This window comes from Candidatus Minimicrobia sp. QA0096, from assembly GCF_963967315.1.
Classification (GTDB): domain Bacteria; phylum Patescibacteriota; class Saccharimonadia; order Saccharimonadales; family Saccharimonadaceae; genus Nanosynbacter.
Map to the genome: position 1 here is coordinate 561623 of NZ_OZ017288.1, position 16818 is coordinate 578440.

A 16818-nucleotide genomic window follows, 5' to 3' on the forward strand; every position below is an offset into this window, starting at 1 on the left:
CCACAAACAATAACAGAGGTAAAGAGTGATATAATAAAAATATGAATGATGCCAAAGAAGAAGTGCGGGCGCGACTGAACATCGAGGATGTGATTGGTGAGTATGTTCAGTTGAAGCGAGCGGGGCGCAATTTGAAGGGTTTAAGTCCGTTTACCGACGAGCGAACTCCAAGCTTTATGGTCAGTCCAGAAAAGCAGATTTGGCACGATTTTTCTTCTGGAAAAGGTGGCGATATTTTTACGTTTGTGATGATGGTGGAAGGAATGGATTTTCGTCAATCGCTGGAGCATTTGGCTCGGAAGGCGGGCGTTGATCTGACTTTGTTTTCTAATGGTGACGGACGAACAGCCAAGCGTCGTGCCAGAGCTAGAGAAGCACTGAAATTAGCAGCTAATTTTTATCAGCAGAATTTGGTAAAAAATTCGACAGCGTTAAATTATGTGGTTAAAAAACGGCGATTAAATCGTCAAACAATTGGTGATTTTTTGATTGGCTATGCGCCGGAGAATGGTGACACGTTGACGAAAGCGTTGGAAAAAAGAGGATTTTCTAGGCAGGAATTGGCGGACGCTGGCTTGTCGAATAGGTTTGGTGGCGATTTGTTTCGTGGGCGAATGATGGTGGCGTTGAGTGACGGCAATGGCGAAGTTGTGGGATTTACGGGCAGAATTATTCGTGACGATCCGCGCGCGCCAAAATACTTGAACACGCCGCAAACGCTGCTATTCGATAAGTCGCGACATATTTTTGGTTTACATCAAGCCAAAGAAGCGATTCGAAAAAGCGATGTGGCGGTTATTGTTGAGGGCAATTTGGACGTAATTAGCAGTCATCAAGCGGGAGTCAAAAACGTTGTCGCTACTTCTGGAACGGCGATGACGACGCAACATTTGAAGTCGCTTAGTCGATTGGCAGGGCGGATTCGCTTGGCGTTTGATGGCGATCGAGCGGGAGTTAACGCGACGGAGCGGGCAATCAACTTGGCGCAGGAAGTCGGTGTGGAATTGGAAGTGGTGAGTTTGCCTGATGGCGTCAAAGATCCAGACGAATTGATCCAAAAAGATCCAGCGCTTTGGCAGGCGGCGATTGATAAATCTCAGCCAGCGGTGGATTGGGTGATTGCCAGATACGCGGAAATGGAGAATTTGAAGTCGGCGGAAGGCAAGCGGAGATTTTCGACCATTGCGCTGAGAATTGTCCGAGGCTTGAAAGATCCGGTGGAACAAGAGCATTATTTGTCGGTGATTTCTGAAAAAACTGGCGCGTCAATTACCGCGCTGAAGGCAAAATTGTCGAATGAAAAAGTCGCTGAACATCAATTGAAAAAGGCGAAAATTGAGAAAGAAAAACCAACTCCAATTCAGGATGAAACTGAAGATATGCTGGCGGGGCTGGCGGCGAGTGAAAAATCCGTGCGGCGTTGGTTGGCGGCGGTTTCTGGCGAAATGTTGGATGATGACAATGCGCGGCAGTTGATTGGCTATTTGCGGAAAAATCCAGACGCGGATTTGGACGAGGTTCCGCTGGACTTGCAAAAAATCGAACAGTATGTGAAAATAGTACAGTTGAAAAGTGAAAGTCGTTACGCCAATTGGGAGCAAAAAAGCTTAGACGAAGAGATGGCTCGGCTAGTCAGACAGATAACAATCAAACATCGCGAAAACAAAAAGAATCAACTATTAACGCAGCTTAGAGAGGCCGAGGCGTCGGGCGATGAGGTTTTGTCTCAGAATTTGCGCCAGAGCCTAAATAATCTGATTAAGGAGAAAATGTGAGCGACGATATCACGACGAAGCCAGTAAACTTAAATGAAGATGATGATTTTGATCCAACGCTTATAGACGAAGAAGAATCGGAAGATTTGGATTCGTTGACAACTGGGCAATATTTGGACGACGTGTCGGATGACTCAGTCAGACTGTACTTGCGCGAAATCGGTAAAATTCCATTACTTAGTTCTGAAGAAGAAATGGACTTGGCGCGCCGAATTGTTGAAGGCGATAAAAAGGCTAAGGATAAGATGGCTGAGGCGAATATGCGTTTGGTGGTGTCAATTGCTAAGCGTTATTCTGGTCGTGGCTTGGACTTTTTGGATTTGATTCAAGAAGGAAATACGGGACTTTTGCGCGCAGTTGAGAAATTTGATCCAGATAAGGGATTTAAGTTTTCGACTTATGCGACTTGGTGGATTCGTCAAGCGATTACGCGTGCGATTGCTGATCAGGCGCGAACGATTCGTATTCCAGTTCACATGGTGGAAACGATCAATAAATTGCTGCGTACTCAGCGACGAATGACACAGGAATTGAATCGTGAGCCGACAATTGAAGAATTGTCTAAAGAGCTGGATATGGAACCAGAGAAAATTGAATACGTCATTAAGATTAAACAGGATATTTCTTCTCTGGACGCTGGTGTTGGTCGTGATGGTGAAGATGACGATTCAGTCTTGCAAGATTTTATCGTTGATGAAGATACGGTTTCACCAGAAGATTCCGCTTCAAATCAATTATTAAAAGAGCAAGTTCAGGAAATTCTATCAAGTTTGAGTGATCGCGAGCAGAAAATTGTTCGAATGCGTTTTGGCTTGGACAATGGGAAAAATCACACTTTGGAAGAAGTTGGTCAGGAATTTGCGGTTACGCGCGAGCGAATCCGCCAGATTGAAGCTAAGGCGCTAGCAAAACTTCGCAAACACAAAGACGCGAAAAAACTTTACGAATATCTGGACTAATTAACACTGTTCGGGCGATTTACAAAAATGGGCGTCGTGAGTTGCGGCGTCTATTTTTTGGTGTAATTGCTCGAGGCTACCGTCGTTAATGATGAAATAATCAGCAATAGCAATTGGTCCACCTTTTTCCAAATTCTCGATTTCTGACCAGTCGCGCTGATCGACTTCGTGTGGTTGCATTGGGCGCTCTATGCGCTTAGCCATTCGTTGATAACGGAGGTATTTTGGTGTAACAATAGCAATAACGACAACTTGTCCAGGAAATTCGTGCTTAAGGAATTTATATTCACTCCAAGTGTATAATCCGTCCAAAACGATTTTATTTTGCCCAGCGTTTATTAAGTCGTGGATATTTTTTATGACGCGTTTGATTACGAAATCTTTGCCCTCACGGCGACGAATTTCTTCGCGAAATTGTTGTTGATTGTCCCAAGTTTTTTCAATTCCAGCCTCGTCCATGGCTTTATAAATAACGCCACCGAAGTAAATTTTTGGAAATCCTTTTTCTGTCAAATATTCGACAGCTGAGCTTTTGCCGCTGCCCGCCAATCCAACCAGGGCGATAATTTTTGCGTATGGTTGTGTCATGTACTAATTTTAACAATTTGTTGACATTCTTCCAAATAGAGAGTATCTTTAAGTTACATATTATGGAAACACTTCATGGACATACTGAAGAGTTACCTCAGAATTCTCCTTCTGACCTTGATATTAAGGGTCAAGAAAATCCAACAGAAAATGAACATATAGCTGCTCAGATTGAGAAATTGGAATCGAAATTTGATCGTAACCCAGATGGTAGCGAGAAATGGCAGAGGCTTATTAGCGAGCCTATCGAGGATCAATATGGGCAGATTTGGATGATTTGGGAAAATTCTGCGACGTCTTCATGTGAACCAAAGGATCGATATCAAATATATAAGATACTCAATGATGAAGATGAGTTTAGATATGCTTTCATAAAAGAGCTTGAGGTTGATCGCTACCCTGGGTGCCATAAAACCTCTTATGAGTTTTTTGTTGGACCAGATGACGGTAGAGATGAGACTATAACCGTGTTCTTTAATGACGATGGAGTGATTGAGTATGTCCATTGTTATAGCTATCTGGAGGAGCGCAAGAGGTTGTACGAGAAGCACGAAAGAGCCCAGAAGAAACTTGCTGAAGCGTCAATAATCAATTCTCTGACGATAGCCGCTTAAATGCTACAATAGAAGTATGAAGCGTCTAGTGGTTATTGATGGAAAGTCGGTGTTTTACCGAGGTTATTATGCTATGCCGGGATTGTCGATGGCTGACGGAACTCCGACTGGCGGAGTGTACGGATTTGTCAGTTTGGCAATTGAGTTAATTAAGAAATTAGAGCCGGATTATGTGGCGGTAGCTTGGGATAAGCGAGGCACAAATATTCGCAAGCGGCGGGAATTATATCCAGAATATAAAGCTGGTCGCAAGCCAGCACCAGATGACTTTTATCAGCAAATACCGATTTTACACGAGTTGCTTGATGCATTTGGTTGGCCGCTTTATGAAATTGATGATTACGAGGCGGATGATATTATGGGTGCGTTTGCCAGGCAGGCGGAATCTCGCGGAATTGAAACGTGCTTGATAACGTCGGATTTGGACGCATTGCAATTGATATCACCAATGACCAAGGTTTACGCCATGAAAAATGGTTTAAGGAATATCGAGGAGTTCACGGCGGAATATTTTGAAGAAAAATATGGTATTCGGACGGAGCAGTTTTTAGACCTGAAGGCTTTGAAGGGTGATTCTAGTGACAATTTACCGGGAGTGCCGGGAATTGGTGAGAAAACGGCAGTGAAATTATTGCAAGAATATGAAACGCTGGACGGAGTTTATGAGCATTTGGATGAGCAAAAAGGCGCTTTGCGAACGAAGCTGGAAAATGGTCGCGAGTCGGCATATTTGACCAAGCAAGTGGCGGAAATTTGGACTGATGCGCCGATTGAGCTGAATTGGGATGTGGCGGACGTGAATGATTGCGACTTTACGCGAGTAACGGAAATTCTGCAGAAATTAGAATTTCAATCGCTGATTGGACGATTGCCAAAAACAATGCAAATTGCGGAAAATGAGAAAAAAGAAGAACCGAAGTTGGATATTCCACGAATTGAAAAATTGCCCGATATGCCGATGTTTGAGGCGGAAAATATAATATATATCGATTCGTCGGAGCCTGACGTAATTTACATAAGCTCAAATCCTGAGTCAGCGTGGACGGCGAAAATTAGCGAAATTAGTCAATCTATGTGGCAATTACTGGCGCAGGGAATTGTGATTGCGGCGGATGTCAAACGGTTATATCACGCGCTGGATAATCATGGCGTGGCGGTGCGTTTTCATGAGGTTTGGGACGTTGAGCAGGCGGCGTTTTTAATTGATCCGCTGAAGCGCGACCGTAGTTTGAATGCGCTGTCTGGTGATTTTTCTGACGACAATTCCGCGCCTTATCAATTGGCTCGCTTGCATAAAATTTATCGTGAACAAAAAGTTTACATGTCGAACAATTCACAAATTGCGCGTGTGGCTTACGAGTTTGATTTTCCAGTAATTTGGGCGCTATTCCAGATGGAAAAACGCGGGATGAAATTGGATGATGCGCTATTAAAACAGATGGGCGATGAGCTGGCGGCGGAAGTTAGCGAGCTTGAACAACAAATGTATTCCATGGCTGGATACGAGTTTAACGCGTCTAGTCCAGCGCAACTTTCTGAGGTTTTGTTTACCAAATTGCAATTACCAACCGCGGGCATAAAAAAGGGAAAAACTGGATATTCAACAGGTCAAAAAGAGCTGGACAAATTACGCGGACAACATTCGATTATCGAGTTGATTGAGCGATATCGAGAATTGACCAAATTGATCAGCACGTACATTGAGGCGTTACCAAAATTGATGGCGACTGATGGGCGAATTCACACTACATTCAATCAGGATGTAACCAGCACGGGGCGACTGAGTAGTACAAATCCGAATTTACAGAATATTCCGGTACGGACTGAACTGGGTAGGAAAATTCGCCAGGCGTTTGTTCCGAGTGATGGCAAAGTTTTTGTCGGTGCGGATTATTCACAATTTGAGCTGAGGCTGGCGGCTGTGTTGGCAGGCGACGAGAAGTTGATCGAAGACTTTAATAGCGATGTTGATATTCACGCAAAAACGGCGGCGGAAACATACGGAATATCGATTGACGAAGTGAGCAAATCTCAGCGTCGAGCAGCGAAAGTGATCAATTTTGGTGTACTTTACGGAATGAGCCCGCACGGTTTAGCGGCGGCTACGGGAATGTCATTTACAGAGGCGAAAAAGTTTATTGATCATTATTTTGAGGTACGAAAGCCGATTCGTCAGTACTTGGATAAAATTCTAACTCAAGCGCGGGAACAGGGTTTTGTTGAAACGTATTTTGGCAGGCGACGACCAACGCCTGATGTAAAATCGAGCAATTTTATGGTGCGATCTTCGGCGGAAAGAGCTGCGATGAATATGCCAATTCAAGGCACAGAAGCGGATTTGATGAAATTAGCGATGATTCGGCTGGAGGATAAATTGTCGGACTTAGCTGATGCGATTTTACAGGTTCATGATTCGATTTTGGTGGAATGCAAACCTGAAGACGTCCAGAAAGTCAGCGAGATTATGAAAGCGGAAATGGAAGGCGTTTGTCCAGAATTGCCAATTAAGTTGAAGGTTGATGTTGGCACGGGCGCAAATTGGGGTGAAGTATAGAAAATATGGTATAATTATGCCATGAAATACACTCAACGACGAAATTCATTTTCTCGATTTGTGCCAATTTTGCTGGTTATTGTTATCACGGTAGTGGCGGTAGCAGCGGTTATTGCGATTGGTCGAGCATTATTTGGTAAAAATGATTCAGGTCAAACAGCAGATCAGAATGTTAACGTAGGACAAGTTGCTTTGTTGTCGACGGACGCGGGAAGCGCAGTTCGATTGACGGTACGCGGACCAATTGTAGCGAACGAGAATTTCCGCTCATATAGCATCACTATTTCGCCAGAATCTCGCGAAATGACGACGTACGAGGGCTATTTGGATAAGCCGATTGCAGAGAAAAAATTGGACAATAACAGCAAGGCTTATACGGAGCTGGTTTACGCGCTTGATAAGCGAAAAATGATGGAAGGCACACCGCTAACCGAGCAGCAAAATGATTTGCGGGGGATTTGTGCTAGCGGTAAAATTTACAAATTCGAAACTTTGAAGGACAATTCCGTTGTGAAAAGTTTGTGGACGTCGGATTGTAGTGGCTCTAAGGGTTCGGCGCAAGCTAATGTAAACGAGATTTTGGATATGTTTTTGAAGCAAATTCCTGACGGCAAGAAAATGGCGGCTGGAATTGGCCTAAGCCAAGAAGAAGCTTTGTTTAAGCTGTAGGACTTGCCGAATGCCAGAACTACCCGAAGTTGAGACAGTTCGTCGCGGCTTGGCGGATTTGCTGCCAGGTCAGGCTGTTGTGCGAGCGACGGTATTTGATTCGCCAAAAAGCTTTCCGAATTCACCCACAGACGTTCAGCAATTTTTATACGGTGCGCACGTAACGGCGGTGCGGCGTCGCGCGAAAGTATTGATGATTGATCTTGATACGCGTTATTCGCTGGTGATACATCTTAAGATGACTGGCCAATTGATTTTTCGTGGGGCTAATAGTTTTGCTGGTGGTCATCCGAATGATAGTTTGATCGGTGAATTGCCTGATAGATCGACACGAGTGCAAATTGATTTTACGGATGGTTCACGTCTGTTTTTCAATGATCAGCGTAAGTTTGGCTGGATGAAATTGATGCCGACTGATGAGATAGAAAATTTGCCATTTATGCAAAAGGTTGGACCAGAGCCGCTCGATAAAAAAACCGAGGCGGATGACTTTATTAAGCGAATTCGTCGTCGGCAAAATTCAATGATAAAGCCGGCGTTTCTTGATCAGTCGGTGATCGCTGGGGTTGGTAATATTTATGCCGATGAAGCTCTGTGGGCTGCGAAAATTCACCCTCAGACGCGCGTCAAAAATGTTAGTGATGACCAATTGGAAGATTTGTTTAACGAACTGCGTCAGATTTTACAATTGAGCATTGATCAGGGCGGCTCGACGGATAAAAATTATGTTGACGCTGAAGGCAGAAAAGGTAATTATCTGTCATTTGCGCATGTATTTCGTCGGGAAGGCCAGCCGTGCCATCGGCATCCTGACCAAGAGATTGTAAAGATGAAGGTTTCTGGACGCGGTACGCATATTTGTCCAGTCTGCCAGGTGGAAATCAAATGATTTACTTTTTTTACGGCGAAAATGAATTCGAGAAACGGCGGGCAATTGCTAAGCTGATCGGCAACGAAAAAGCGGCGCGACATGATGGAGAAGAGTTGACGCTGGCTGGAATGCAGGAAATAGCAATTGGGCAGACGCTGTTTATGAACTCGTCGGTGTATTTGATTTCAAGATTGAGCGAAAATTCTGAGATTTGGTCGCAGCTTCCAGATATGAAGTTTGATGATGACAGGACGATTATTTTGGTGGAAGATAAAATTGATAAGCGAACGAAAACGTATAAGTGGCTGCAGAAAAATGCCAAAGTTCAGGAATTTTCACCGCTTAGTGATCGTCAAAAACCGCAGCTTTTAAAGTGGTGCGTGGCGGAGGCGAAGGTTCGCGAGTGTGAATTAACGAATCGTCAAGCAGAGATAATTGTCGATCGTTTGGGATTTGATCAGTTGCGATTGAGTAATTTTTTGGATCAATTGTCGCTGGCGGAAAAAGTGACGGATGATTTAATTGACAACTTTATACCTTTGGCGAGATCGGAAAATGTGTTTGATTTGTTCGTTTCGGCGCTAGCGGGTGATTATGATAAGGTTCACGACATAATTAGCTATTTGGAGTCGGAAAGTGGTGTTGATGGCGCTTATCAGACAATGGGATTGCTTGCCTCGCAGGCAACTAACTTGACGGCGTTGGTTTTGGCTGACGGCGACAGTAAGTTGGTGGCTTCGGATTTTTCGGCTAATCCGTATGTTTTACGAAAATTAGCATCTTCAGCAAAAGGTGTCGATAAGAAAAAACTGAAAAGGATAAATGACGCGCTACTTCGGGCAGACTTGCAAATGAAAACAACTTCTGTAAATCCGTGGCTGCCTGTGGAGGCGGCACTGGTCGGAATTGGAAAATAAAAATACCCCAGTTAATTCCGGGGTATTTTCTAGTAATCTTTACAGATTATTTTTCAGATTTCTTAGCAGCTGGCTTCTTTGCTGGAGCTTTTTTAGCGGCAGTTTTCTTTGCTGTTGCTGGCTTTGCGGCTGGTTTTTTAGTAGCTTCTAATGTAACACCTGCTTTTTTAGCAATTTTGCTCAATGCGCTCTTTCGGCGAGCAGCAGTGTTTTTCTTAATCAAGCCTTTTTTAACAGCAGTGTCGATTTCGCTTTGTGCTGCAGCAAGAGTCTTTGCGCTTGGTTCTGTAGAGAAAGCTTTAACAGCAGTCTTAATGTCTTTTTTAATGCTGATGTTTCGCTCGCGGCGCTTTAAGGTTTGTTTAGCACGCTTGATGGCGGATTTGATGATTGGCATGTTTCTCCTTTACCTCTATAGATTTGTATCGCTAATCAGGAAGAATTATACAGAAAATAGCATAAATTGTAAAGAGTTGGCTTAGATATTGACTTTATGGTACTGCTTATGGTATAGTGATGCCAAGCGTAATTACAAAACAAACATAGGAAAAATCATGTCAAACGGATCAGCAAAGCAAAAAGTAATCCAGAGCATCAAGGATGTAACTAATATTTTAGTGACGGTGAGTTCTAGTCCGTCAGTCGACGAATTGTCGGCAGCATTAGGATTGACGATTTTCCTCAATAAGCTAGGGAAGCACGCTACGGCTGTGTTTAGCGGCGACATTCCGCCAGCAATTACGTTCTTGAATCCTGATAAGACGTTTGAGCAGACCGCAGATTCTTTACGTGATTTTATTATTGCTTTAGATAAAGAGAAGGCTGATCATTTACGCTATAAAGTTGTTGACGACGCCGTAAAGATTTTCATTACGCCATATCGTACGACAATTACCGATAAAGACTTGGAATTTTCACAGGGTGATTATAACGTTGAGCTAGTTCTGGCGCTAAATGTTGAAAATAGTGAAAGTATTGATACGGCATTAACGGCACACGGTAAGATTTTACATGATGCTACAGTTGTGGCTATAACAGCGGGCGATGTAAAGAGTGGTCTGGGTTCTGTTGATTGGCACGAATCTAACGCGAGTGGTGTGAGTGAAATGGTTGTTGAGCTTCTTGATGATCTGAAGACGCCGAAGGTGACTCTGGATGAGCAGATGGCGACGGCTTTGCTTACGGGAATTGTTGCAGTAACTGACCGATTTAGTAATGGAAATACATCATCAAAGGTTATGACTACAGCCGCAGAACTTATGGCGGCCGGCGCAAATCAGCAATTGGTGGTTTCAAAGATTGCAGAGAGCGAAGTAGAGGACAAGCCGCAGAAGATTGAAAAGATCGAAGAAAAATCTCCAGAAAAAGAAGAAGCTTCAGAGGATAAAACTGAAGAAGCGGAGAAAGATGAGGAAACTGTACACGCGGACGGAACTTTGTCGATTAGCCACGAAAAGAAGGGCGATGTTGATGAAGTAGCCGAACAAACAGCAAAGGAAAAGCAAGAAGAGTCTGCTAGGATTGCTGAAGAGAAATTGGCTAAAATTGAGCCAATAAAGGAGGAGCCACAAGTTGGGGAAGAAAATCCTAGTGAAAAAATAGTTTCAAAGGGCGAACTTTCTTTTGAGGAAACTCCGCTGATGGGTGGCACTCTGAACGCAACGACTACACAGGCTGCCGAGGATAAGATTAGGGAATTGGCTAGCGATCAGAATAAAACCATCTTAACGCACGGTAAATATGTGGGTGATAATACGCCGTCGTTTGGCAATACTCCGTTAAATGCGGCTATGGGCGCGTCTGATGAACCACCAAAGATTGATCCGTTTGCTACAACTAACGCCGCTGAGCAAAAATTGTCGACGATACCTGTTGCGCCGCAATCTGAAGAGTCAATTATTTCGGCAATTACTAACGACATGAATCAATTGAATAATCCAGTAGCGCCAGCTCCGAGTCAGCCGATTGCGCCAATTGAGCCAGCAATAACAAATCCTGAAAATAGCATTCCAAGTTTCGATTTGCCAATGCCACCAGCGATGCCAGATTTCGGCGCTTTGCCACCAATGCCGCCAGCGCCTACAGGTGTTGATGTAAATGGATTGCCACAGATTGCACCGCTAGGAGTGGCTCCTGAACCAGCATCCGCTCCGCAAGCTCCAGCACCTGCGCCGATCACCGCGATGCCAACTCAGCCAGCTCAAAACGCAGATTTCAATCCAGCGCAATTTCACATTCCAGGACAATAGTTGATGGATGAAGTGATTCTCATAGACAAGCCTCAGGGAATGACTAGCTTTGGGGTAGTGGCGCGCTTGCGGCGAGTTTTATCTAATCAGGCGGGAAAGAAGGTGAAGGTTGGTCACACAGGTACGCTTGATCCGTTTGCTACTGGGCTAATGATTATTGTGACTGGAAAGAAATGCCGCGAAGCTGAAACTTTCACTAAGTTGGATAAGTGGTACGAGGCGGAAATTATTCTGGGCAAGAATAGTTCAACGGGTGATCCAGAAGGCGAAATTACCGATGTGTCTGATTATGAGCCAAGTTTGGAAGAAGTTCAGCAGGTGGTTAGTCAATTTGTAGGAAAAATTGAACAGACGCCGCCGATTTTTAGCGCGATAAAAATTAACGGCGAAAGAGCGTATAAATTGGCGCGCGAAGGTAAACAAGTTGAGATTCCTAAGCGTGTGATAGAAATTTACTCGTTGGAGTTATTAGCATACGAATATCCCAAATTAAAGATCAGAACTCACGTTTCAAGCGGAACTTATATTCGAACGTTAGCGGTGGACATTGGCGAGAAATTGGGGACGGGCGCGTATTGTGAGAATTTGCGTCGTACGAAAATTGCCGACTATTCTATTGACGCCGCAAAGACTCTGGCGGACTTTGGAATTACTAGCTAATTGCAAAAAACAGAGAAGCTTGGTATAATTACAGAGCTATGATTAGCAAAGAGAATAAAGCGAAAGCAATTGCTTTGACTCAGGTCAATAAAAACGACGTCGGTAGCCCACAAGCTCAGGTGTCAGTTTTGACGGCTCGTATCAAAGAAGTCACAGAGCATTTGAAGGCGAATAAGCACGACTTCATGGCTCGTCGCGGCTTGATCCAAATGGTTGGTAAGCGCAAGCGTTTGCTGAAATATTTGGAGCGAACTGATTTTGAGTCTTACAAAGCAGTTGTTGCCAAATTAGGTTTGCGTAAATAATTTACGTTAAAAACTGCTTAAATCCCCTTTGACGAAAAGGGGATTTTTGTTGTCCTGGCTATTTTTTCAATTTGGCGATAATCACATCTCGTCCGTCGTTTGCACCGCCCAAAGTGCAGGAATAAAGAGTTAATTGCGGCTGATCTGTGCGCTGTTCGATTTCCACGGCATCTGGTTTAACGCTTTGTTTTTCGCTGATGACGTAATTGTAACGCACGCCGTTATAGTCAATGATAATTTCATCGCCGACAGTCAATTTATCGATATTATAAAAAGGCGATTTTCTGAGTGTTTGTTGAGGAGTTAGGCCCATAATAAAACGGTGTGCAGATAAGACGAAATTGCCGCCATCTTTTGGGTTGCCGTTTTCTGGTTTTCGCCACCATGCGCCGCGCTCCATTGTTTCGGCGCCACCAGTGGCATAGGGAAGATTTATATCGATTTTCGGAATATAAAGTCGATTTTCGGTAATTTTATTCTCGGTTTTAGTGATGAGCTGAGTGGTGCGGTTGTCTTTTGGATTTATGTTTTGCGACAAAATAAGGGGCGTGCTGATGAGAACAAGCAAATAAACTCCGCCAAGAATCATTAAGATTGCGATTATAGTTAAGATATAGCTTTTCCAGTTTTTTTGGCGATTTTTTACTGAATCTAGCTGAAGTGACATGAATAAATTATAGCATACTCATCTGTTAATAGGGTTATGTTAAGTGCGCTCGCGGCTGGTGTTTGGGCTGAGGTTTTAGTATAATATAAGGAGCAATTTGTAACGCGGAAGTGATAGAGATGAGACGACTAAATTGCCAAGTAATTTCATCCCTGTTACTACCGCAAGAAAGGAGCTCTTTATGAGTATTATCAATCCAAGCGGCAAGGAGATTTTTAGTGTTACCACTGATTTTTGTGGTCGGCCGCTGACTTTAGAAGTGAATCGCGTCGGCTTTAGGACGACTGGTAGTGTTTTGGTGCGCTATGGCGACACTGTAGTTTTGGGTAGCGCTCAGGTTAGTTCTCGTCCAGTGCAATTGGATTATTTTCCGTTGTCGATTGATTACGAAGAAAAGTTTTATGCCGCAGGTAAGATTTCTGGCAGCCGATTTATCAAGCGTGAAGGTCGTCCAAGCGATGAAGCTGTGTTGATTGGTCGATTGATTGATCGTCCGATTCGTCCGCTTTTCCCGAAGGGTTATAGACAAGAAATTCAAGTTGTTGCAACTGTTTTGAGCATGGATCCGAGTTTCCGCCCAGATGTGATTGCGATGATCGCTGCGTCTAGTGCGTTAATGTTAACTGGCACGCCGTTTGATGGTCCAGTGGCTGGTTTGCGCGTGGGTCGAGTGAATGGCGAATTTAAGGCGTTCTTGACTCCAGAAGAGCGCGAAAAGTCAGATCTTGATTTGGTTGTGGCTGGTATTGAAAGCGGTATAACAATGGTCGAGGCTGGCGCTAAAGAAGTTTCGGAGGACGTTATTGTTGATGCGATGGCGTGGGCTCACCAGATGATGCAGCCAGCGATTGCCTTGCAACGCGAATTGGCGGAAAAAGTTGCGCCAATACAGCAGGAATATGATCTAATTTTGCCAGATGAATCAATTCAGCAAACAGTTAACGCGTGGGTTGATGGAAAATTTGGTGAGAAAATTCGTCGCCCATATCCAAAGCGTAATGAAATGATTAGCGAAATTCGTGCCGAGTTCCATGAGGCTATGGCGGAAAAATTGGGGCTGGATGAGGAAGAATATAGCGAAGTTCGTGGCGATTATGACGAAGCGTTTACTTTGGCTTTACATAAAGATGTCCGCCGGGGAATTGTTACCGAGCGAGTTCGTCCTGACGGTCGACAATTGACCGAGATTCGTCCGCTCAGCTCGGAAGTTGGATTCTTGCCGCGCGCTCACGGTTCCAGCTTGTTTACGCGTGGCGTAACTCAGGGAATGAATATTGTGACTTTGGCGCCACTGAGTTATTCGCAATTGATTGACACTATGGAAATTACCGATGGTGAGCGACGTTATATGCATCATTACAATGCGCCGGGCTATACGGTTGGCGAAGTTAAGCGAATGGGCAGTCCAGGTCGACGTGAAATTGGTCACGGATATTTGGCGGAACGTGCTTTGCTTCCAGTTTTACCAACTGAAGAGGATTTTCCATACGCTATTCGCTCAGTTACTGAGATTATGAGTCAGAACGGTTCAACTTCAATGGCGGCGACTTGTTCTAGCTGTTTGGCGTTGATGGACGCTGGCGTGCCAATTTCGGCTCCCGTGAGTGGAATTGCGATGGGCTTGATGATGGATGGCGATACTCCGTATGTGTTGAGCGATATCGCTGACGCCGAGGACTTTGCTGGAGATATGGACTTTAAGGTTACTGGTACTTCAAAAGGTATTACGGCTCTTCAAATGGATATGAAAGTTCATGGTTTGCCGGTGGCGGTTTTACGTCAAGCGATCGAGCAGAGCAAAGCGGGACGCGCACACATTTTGGAACATATGCTCAGCATTCTTCCAGAACCTCGTGAATCGCTAAGTCCGTATGCGCCACGAATTGAGAAGATTAAGATTGATCCAGATAAGATTGGCGTGATTATCGGTAAGGGTGGCGAGACGATCAATAAGATTACTTCGGAAACTGGCGCTGAGATCGATATTAAGGAAGATGGTTTGATTACTGTAGCTAGCCCAGACGGCATGTCGATTGAAAAGGCTATGAACTGGATTAAGAGTCTGGTTGAGGAACCAGAAGTTGGTAAGATTTACGAAGGTAAAGTTGTTGGCATTAAAGATTTTGGCGCGTTTGTGAATATACTTCCTGGTGTTGACGGAATGGTTCATATTTCAAAATTGGCAGAACGTCGAGTTGAAAAAGTGACTGATGTCGTGAAAGAAGGTCAAACTGTTCGCGTGAAAATTACTGGAATTGACGAGCGCGGTAAGATCAATTTGACGATGATTGGTTTGTAAATATATAATAGCGAAAGCGTAATTTTAGGAGGGAAATTTATGGACAATAGTAATAACAACAAACCTCAAGTGCCGCCTCAGCCGCAATTCCAGCAGGCTCCACAACAGCCACAATTCCAACAGGTTCAGCAGCCTCAGCCACAACAACAATTCCCACAACAGCCAGTCGTGGGAACCCCATACCAAATGCCACCAAAAAAGAAAATGAGCAAAGGTGTCATGTGGGGAATCATCGGCGGAATAATTGGGCTAGTCGTAATTATCGTTGGTGTAGTCCTAGCCGTCTTGTTGCTAGGTGGTCCAAGCAAGGCAGATTATAAAGCTGCTGGAGAAAAGTTAAACGAGACAATTGAGATATACAATAAGGCGGCTTCGTCGCTTTCGTATATCTCCACTTCAGAAACTGAGACTTCATTGAAATCCAATCGTGATAAGCTCGCTAAAACAAAGAGCGAAATTAACGACAGATTGACCGAGATAGGTAAAATGAAGGCCGTCACTGGTGACAAAGAGGTTCGCGAAAAGTATGAGGCTCTGAAGAGCAAACTAGAAAAGTTCAATACAGCCGTAGATGCTTTTGGAGAAGTATACGAGAAGATTATGCCAGTGATAATTGAATTTTCTGACGGCAGAAATAGCTCTAACTTTTCTAGCGTAGAAAGCACAATTAAGAAGACTCGACAGAATCTTAAGAATGTTGACGCTAAGAATGAAACTAATAAAAAGTTTATTAGAGATTTTACTGCCAAGCTAGAAAAAATCGAAGAAATGTTGCCGAAGGTTGCGGAGATGAAGGCTGACTATAAAAAGTATAATTCCAACTATATGAGTGAATTTTATGACAGTCTTACCGCGATTCAGAAGCCTATTAATGAATGGACATCGGGAATACAGAAGCTGGCAGAAGAGGGTGAAATTCGCGATGAATTAAACGACCTAGGAACTATATTGGCAGACAAGGTAAATAAATAGTTCTGATAAATATCAGAAGCGCCTCGTTTCTTGCGGGGCGTTTTTTGATAAAATAAATATATGGACAAGCAGGCTAAATTGGATGCGTTGGCGGAAGAAATTGTAAAAGAGAAGGTTTGCTCGGATTTGGCGGATCAGGCGACACAGCTTGTTATGGGCGATGGAAATCCTGATGCTGATATCGTTTTTATTGGCGAGGCGCCGGGGAAGAATGAAGATTTGCAGGGCAAGCCGTTCGTTGGCGCTGCGGGAAAATTCCTTGATGAGATGCTAAAGTCTGCTAATCTACAACGTTCAGATGTATATATTACCAACATTGTTAAATATCGTCCACCAAATAATCGCGACCCACTGCCGGAGGAAAAGCGACAATTTTGGCCATATTTACTCAGACAATTAGAGATTATCCAGCCAAAGGCCATTCTGACCTTAGGGCGACACAGCGGCGGCGGGTTTATTCCGGGATTGCAGATCAGTAAAGAACACGGTCGTCCACGTAAAGTGCGTCTACATGATCTAGAATTTGTGGTCATTCCTCTATATCATCCAGCCGCTGCGCTTTATAACGGCGGTATGCGTCAGACTTTAATTGACGATTTTATTCAGGCTGTGGAATTTGTGAAGAATAATAGCGGCGCTTAATTAGACTATTTTCTTGCAAAAGTTTTCCAGACGTAGTATAGTGGATAGTCGATATCTATTATATCTAAGTCGAGAAA

The 16818-nt window shown here is 44.0% G+C and carries 16 protein-coding genes; 13 read left to right on the plus strand and 3 right to left on the minus strand.

Going from position 1 to position 16818, the window contains the following annotated elements:
- Window positions 1–41: 41 nt before the first annotated feature.
- Window positions 42–1775 carry a DNA primase gene (gene dnaG / locus AACH20_RS03025; protein ID WP_338504033.1) on the plus strand — a complete coding sequence of 578 codons (1734 nt, stop codon included), beginning with the start codon at window positions 42–44 and terminating at the stop codon, window positions 1773–1775.
- On the plus strand, window positions 1772–2734 hold the full coding sequence (gene rpoD, locus AACH20_RS03030; RefSeq protein ID WP_129636639.1) for an RNA polymerase sigma factor RpoD: 963 nt from the start codon (window positions 1772–1774) through the stop codon (window positions 2732–2734). The genes dnaG and rpoD overlap by 4 nt, the downstream gene beginning before the upstream one ends.
- On the opposite strand, the gene AACH20_RS03035 is transcribed toward rpoD, so the two are convergent.
- A complete protein-coding gene (locus AACH20_RS03035; protein WP_129744938.1) occupies window positions 2735–3322 on the minus strand; it encodes an AAA family ATPase in 588 nt (195 codons plus the stop codon).
- A 62-nt stretch (window positions 3323–3384) separates the two neighbouring features.
- On the opposite strand from AACH20_RS03035, the gene AACH20_RS03040 reads away from it, so the two are divergent.
- The 5 genes from AACH20_RS03040 to holA are packed head-to-tail and all read left to right on the plus strand — an operon-like array spanning window position 3385 to window position 8947.
- Window positions 3385–3936, plus strand: coding sequence for a hypothetical protein (locus AACH20_RS03040; protein WP_338504036.1), 552 nt, complete (start codon window positions 3385–3387; stop codon window positions 3934–3936).
- Between the two features lie 16 nt (window positions 3937–3952).
- Window positions 3953–6490 carry a DNA polymerase I gene (gene polA, locus AACH20_RS03045; RefSeq protein WP_338504039.1) on the plus strand — a complete coding sequence of 846 codons (2538 nt, stop codon included), beginning with the start codon at window positions 3953–3955 and terminating at the stop codon, window positions 6488–6490.
- A 21-nt stretch (window positions 6491–6511) separates the two neighbouring features.
- Window positions 6512–7159 (plus strand): hypothetical protein, encoded by a 648-nt coding sequence (locus AACH20_RS03050; RefSeq protein ID WP_338504041.1) that lies wholly within the window; start codon window positions 6512–6514, stop codon window positions 7157–7159.
- Window positions 7160–7169: 10 nt separating this feature from the next.
- Complete coding sequence (gene mutM / locus AACH20_RS03055) at window positions 7170–8048, plus strand: bifunctional DNA-formamidopyrimidine glycosylase/DNA-(apurinic or apyrimidinic site) lyase (RefSeq protein ID WP_338504043.1); 879 nt, start codon at window positions 7170–7172, stop codon at window positions 8046–8048.
- Window positions 8045–8947, plus strand: a complete 903-nt coding sequence (holA, locus tag AACH20_RS03060) for a DNA polymerase III subunit delta (RefSeq protein ID WP_338504045.1) — start codon at window positions 8045–8047, stop codon at window positions 8945–8947. The genes mutM and holA overlap by 4 nt, the downstream gene beginning before the upstream one ends.
- Window positions 8948–8993: 46 nt before the next feature.
- Here the strand turns inward: holA and rpsT are convergent, their stop codons facing one another.
- Window positions 8994–9344 (minus strand): 30S ribosomal protein S20, encoded by a 351-nt coding sequence (rpsT, locus tag AACH20_RS03065; RefSeq protein ID WP_376787505.1) that lies wholly within the window; start codon window positions 9342–9344, stop codon window positions 8994–8996.
- Between the two features lie 157 nt (window positions 9345–9501).
- Between rpsT and AACH20_RS03070 the strand changes: the two genes are divergently transcribed.
- From AACH20_RS03070 to rpsO, 3 genes are read left to right on the plus strand one after another with little or no spacing between them, the layout of a single operon-like run.
- Window positions 9502–11196, plus strand: a complete 1695-nt coding sequence (locus AACH20_RS03070) for a hypothetical protein (protein ID WP_338504047.1) — start codon at window positions 9502–9504, stop codon at window positions 11194–11196.
- A 3-nt stretch (window positions 11197–11199) separates the two neighbouring features.
- Window positions 11200–11856 carry a tRNA pseudouridine(55) synthase TruB gene (gene truB / locus AACH20_RS03075; protein ID WP_338504050.1) on the plus strand — a complete coding sequence of 219 codons (657 nt, stop codon included), beginning with the start codon at window positions 11200–11202 and terminating at the stop codon, window positions 11854–11856.
- Between the two features lie 38 nt (window positions 11857–11894).
- Window positions 11895–12161: a 30S ribosomal protein S15 gene (gene rpsO, locus AACH20_RS03080; RefSeq protein ID WP_129632131.1), complete on the plus strand. Its 267-nt coding sequence runs from the start codon at window positions 11895–11897 to the stop codon at window positions 12159–12161.
- 58 nt (window positions 12162–12219) lie between these two features.
- On the opposite strand, the gene AACH20_RS03085 is transcribed toward rpsO, so the two are convergent.
- Window positions 12220–12828 carry a sortase gene (locus AACH20_RS03085; RefSeq protein WP_338504054.1) on the minus strand — a complete coding sequence of 203 codons (609 nt, stop codon included), beginning with the start codon at window positions 12826–12828 and terminating at the stop codon, window positions 12220–12222.
- A gap of 181 nt (window positions 12829–13009) precedes the next feature.
- Between AACH20_RS03085 and pnp the strand changes: the two genes are divergently transcribed.
- From pnp to AACH20_RS03100, 3 genes are read left to right on the plus strand one after another with little or no spacing between them, the layout of a single operon-like run.
- Window positions 13010–15127 carry a polyribonucleotide nucleotidyltransferase gene (gene pnp, locus AACH20_RS03090; RefSeq protein WP_338504056.1) on the plus strand — a complete coding sequence of 706 codons (2118 nt, stop codon included), beginning with the start codon at window positions 13010–13012 and terminating at the stop codon, window positions 15125–15127.
- A gap of 39 nt (window positions 15128–15166) precedes the next feature.
- Complete coding sequence (locus AACH20_RS03095; RefSeq protein WP_338504058.1) at window positions 15167–16099, plus strand: hypothetical protein; 933 nt, start codon at window positions 15167–15169, stop codon at window positions 16097–16099.
- Between the two features lie 60 nt (window positions 16100–16159).
- Window positions 16160–16741: a uracil-DNA glycosylase gene (locus tag AACH20_RS03100; RefSeq protein ID WP_243804213.1), complete on the plus strand. Its 582-nt coding sequence runs from the start codon at window positions 16160–16162 to the stop codon at window positions 16739–16741.
- Window positions 16742–16818 lie beyond the last annotated feature (77 nt).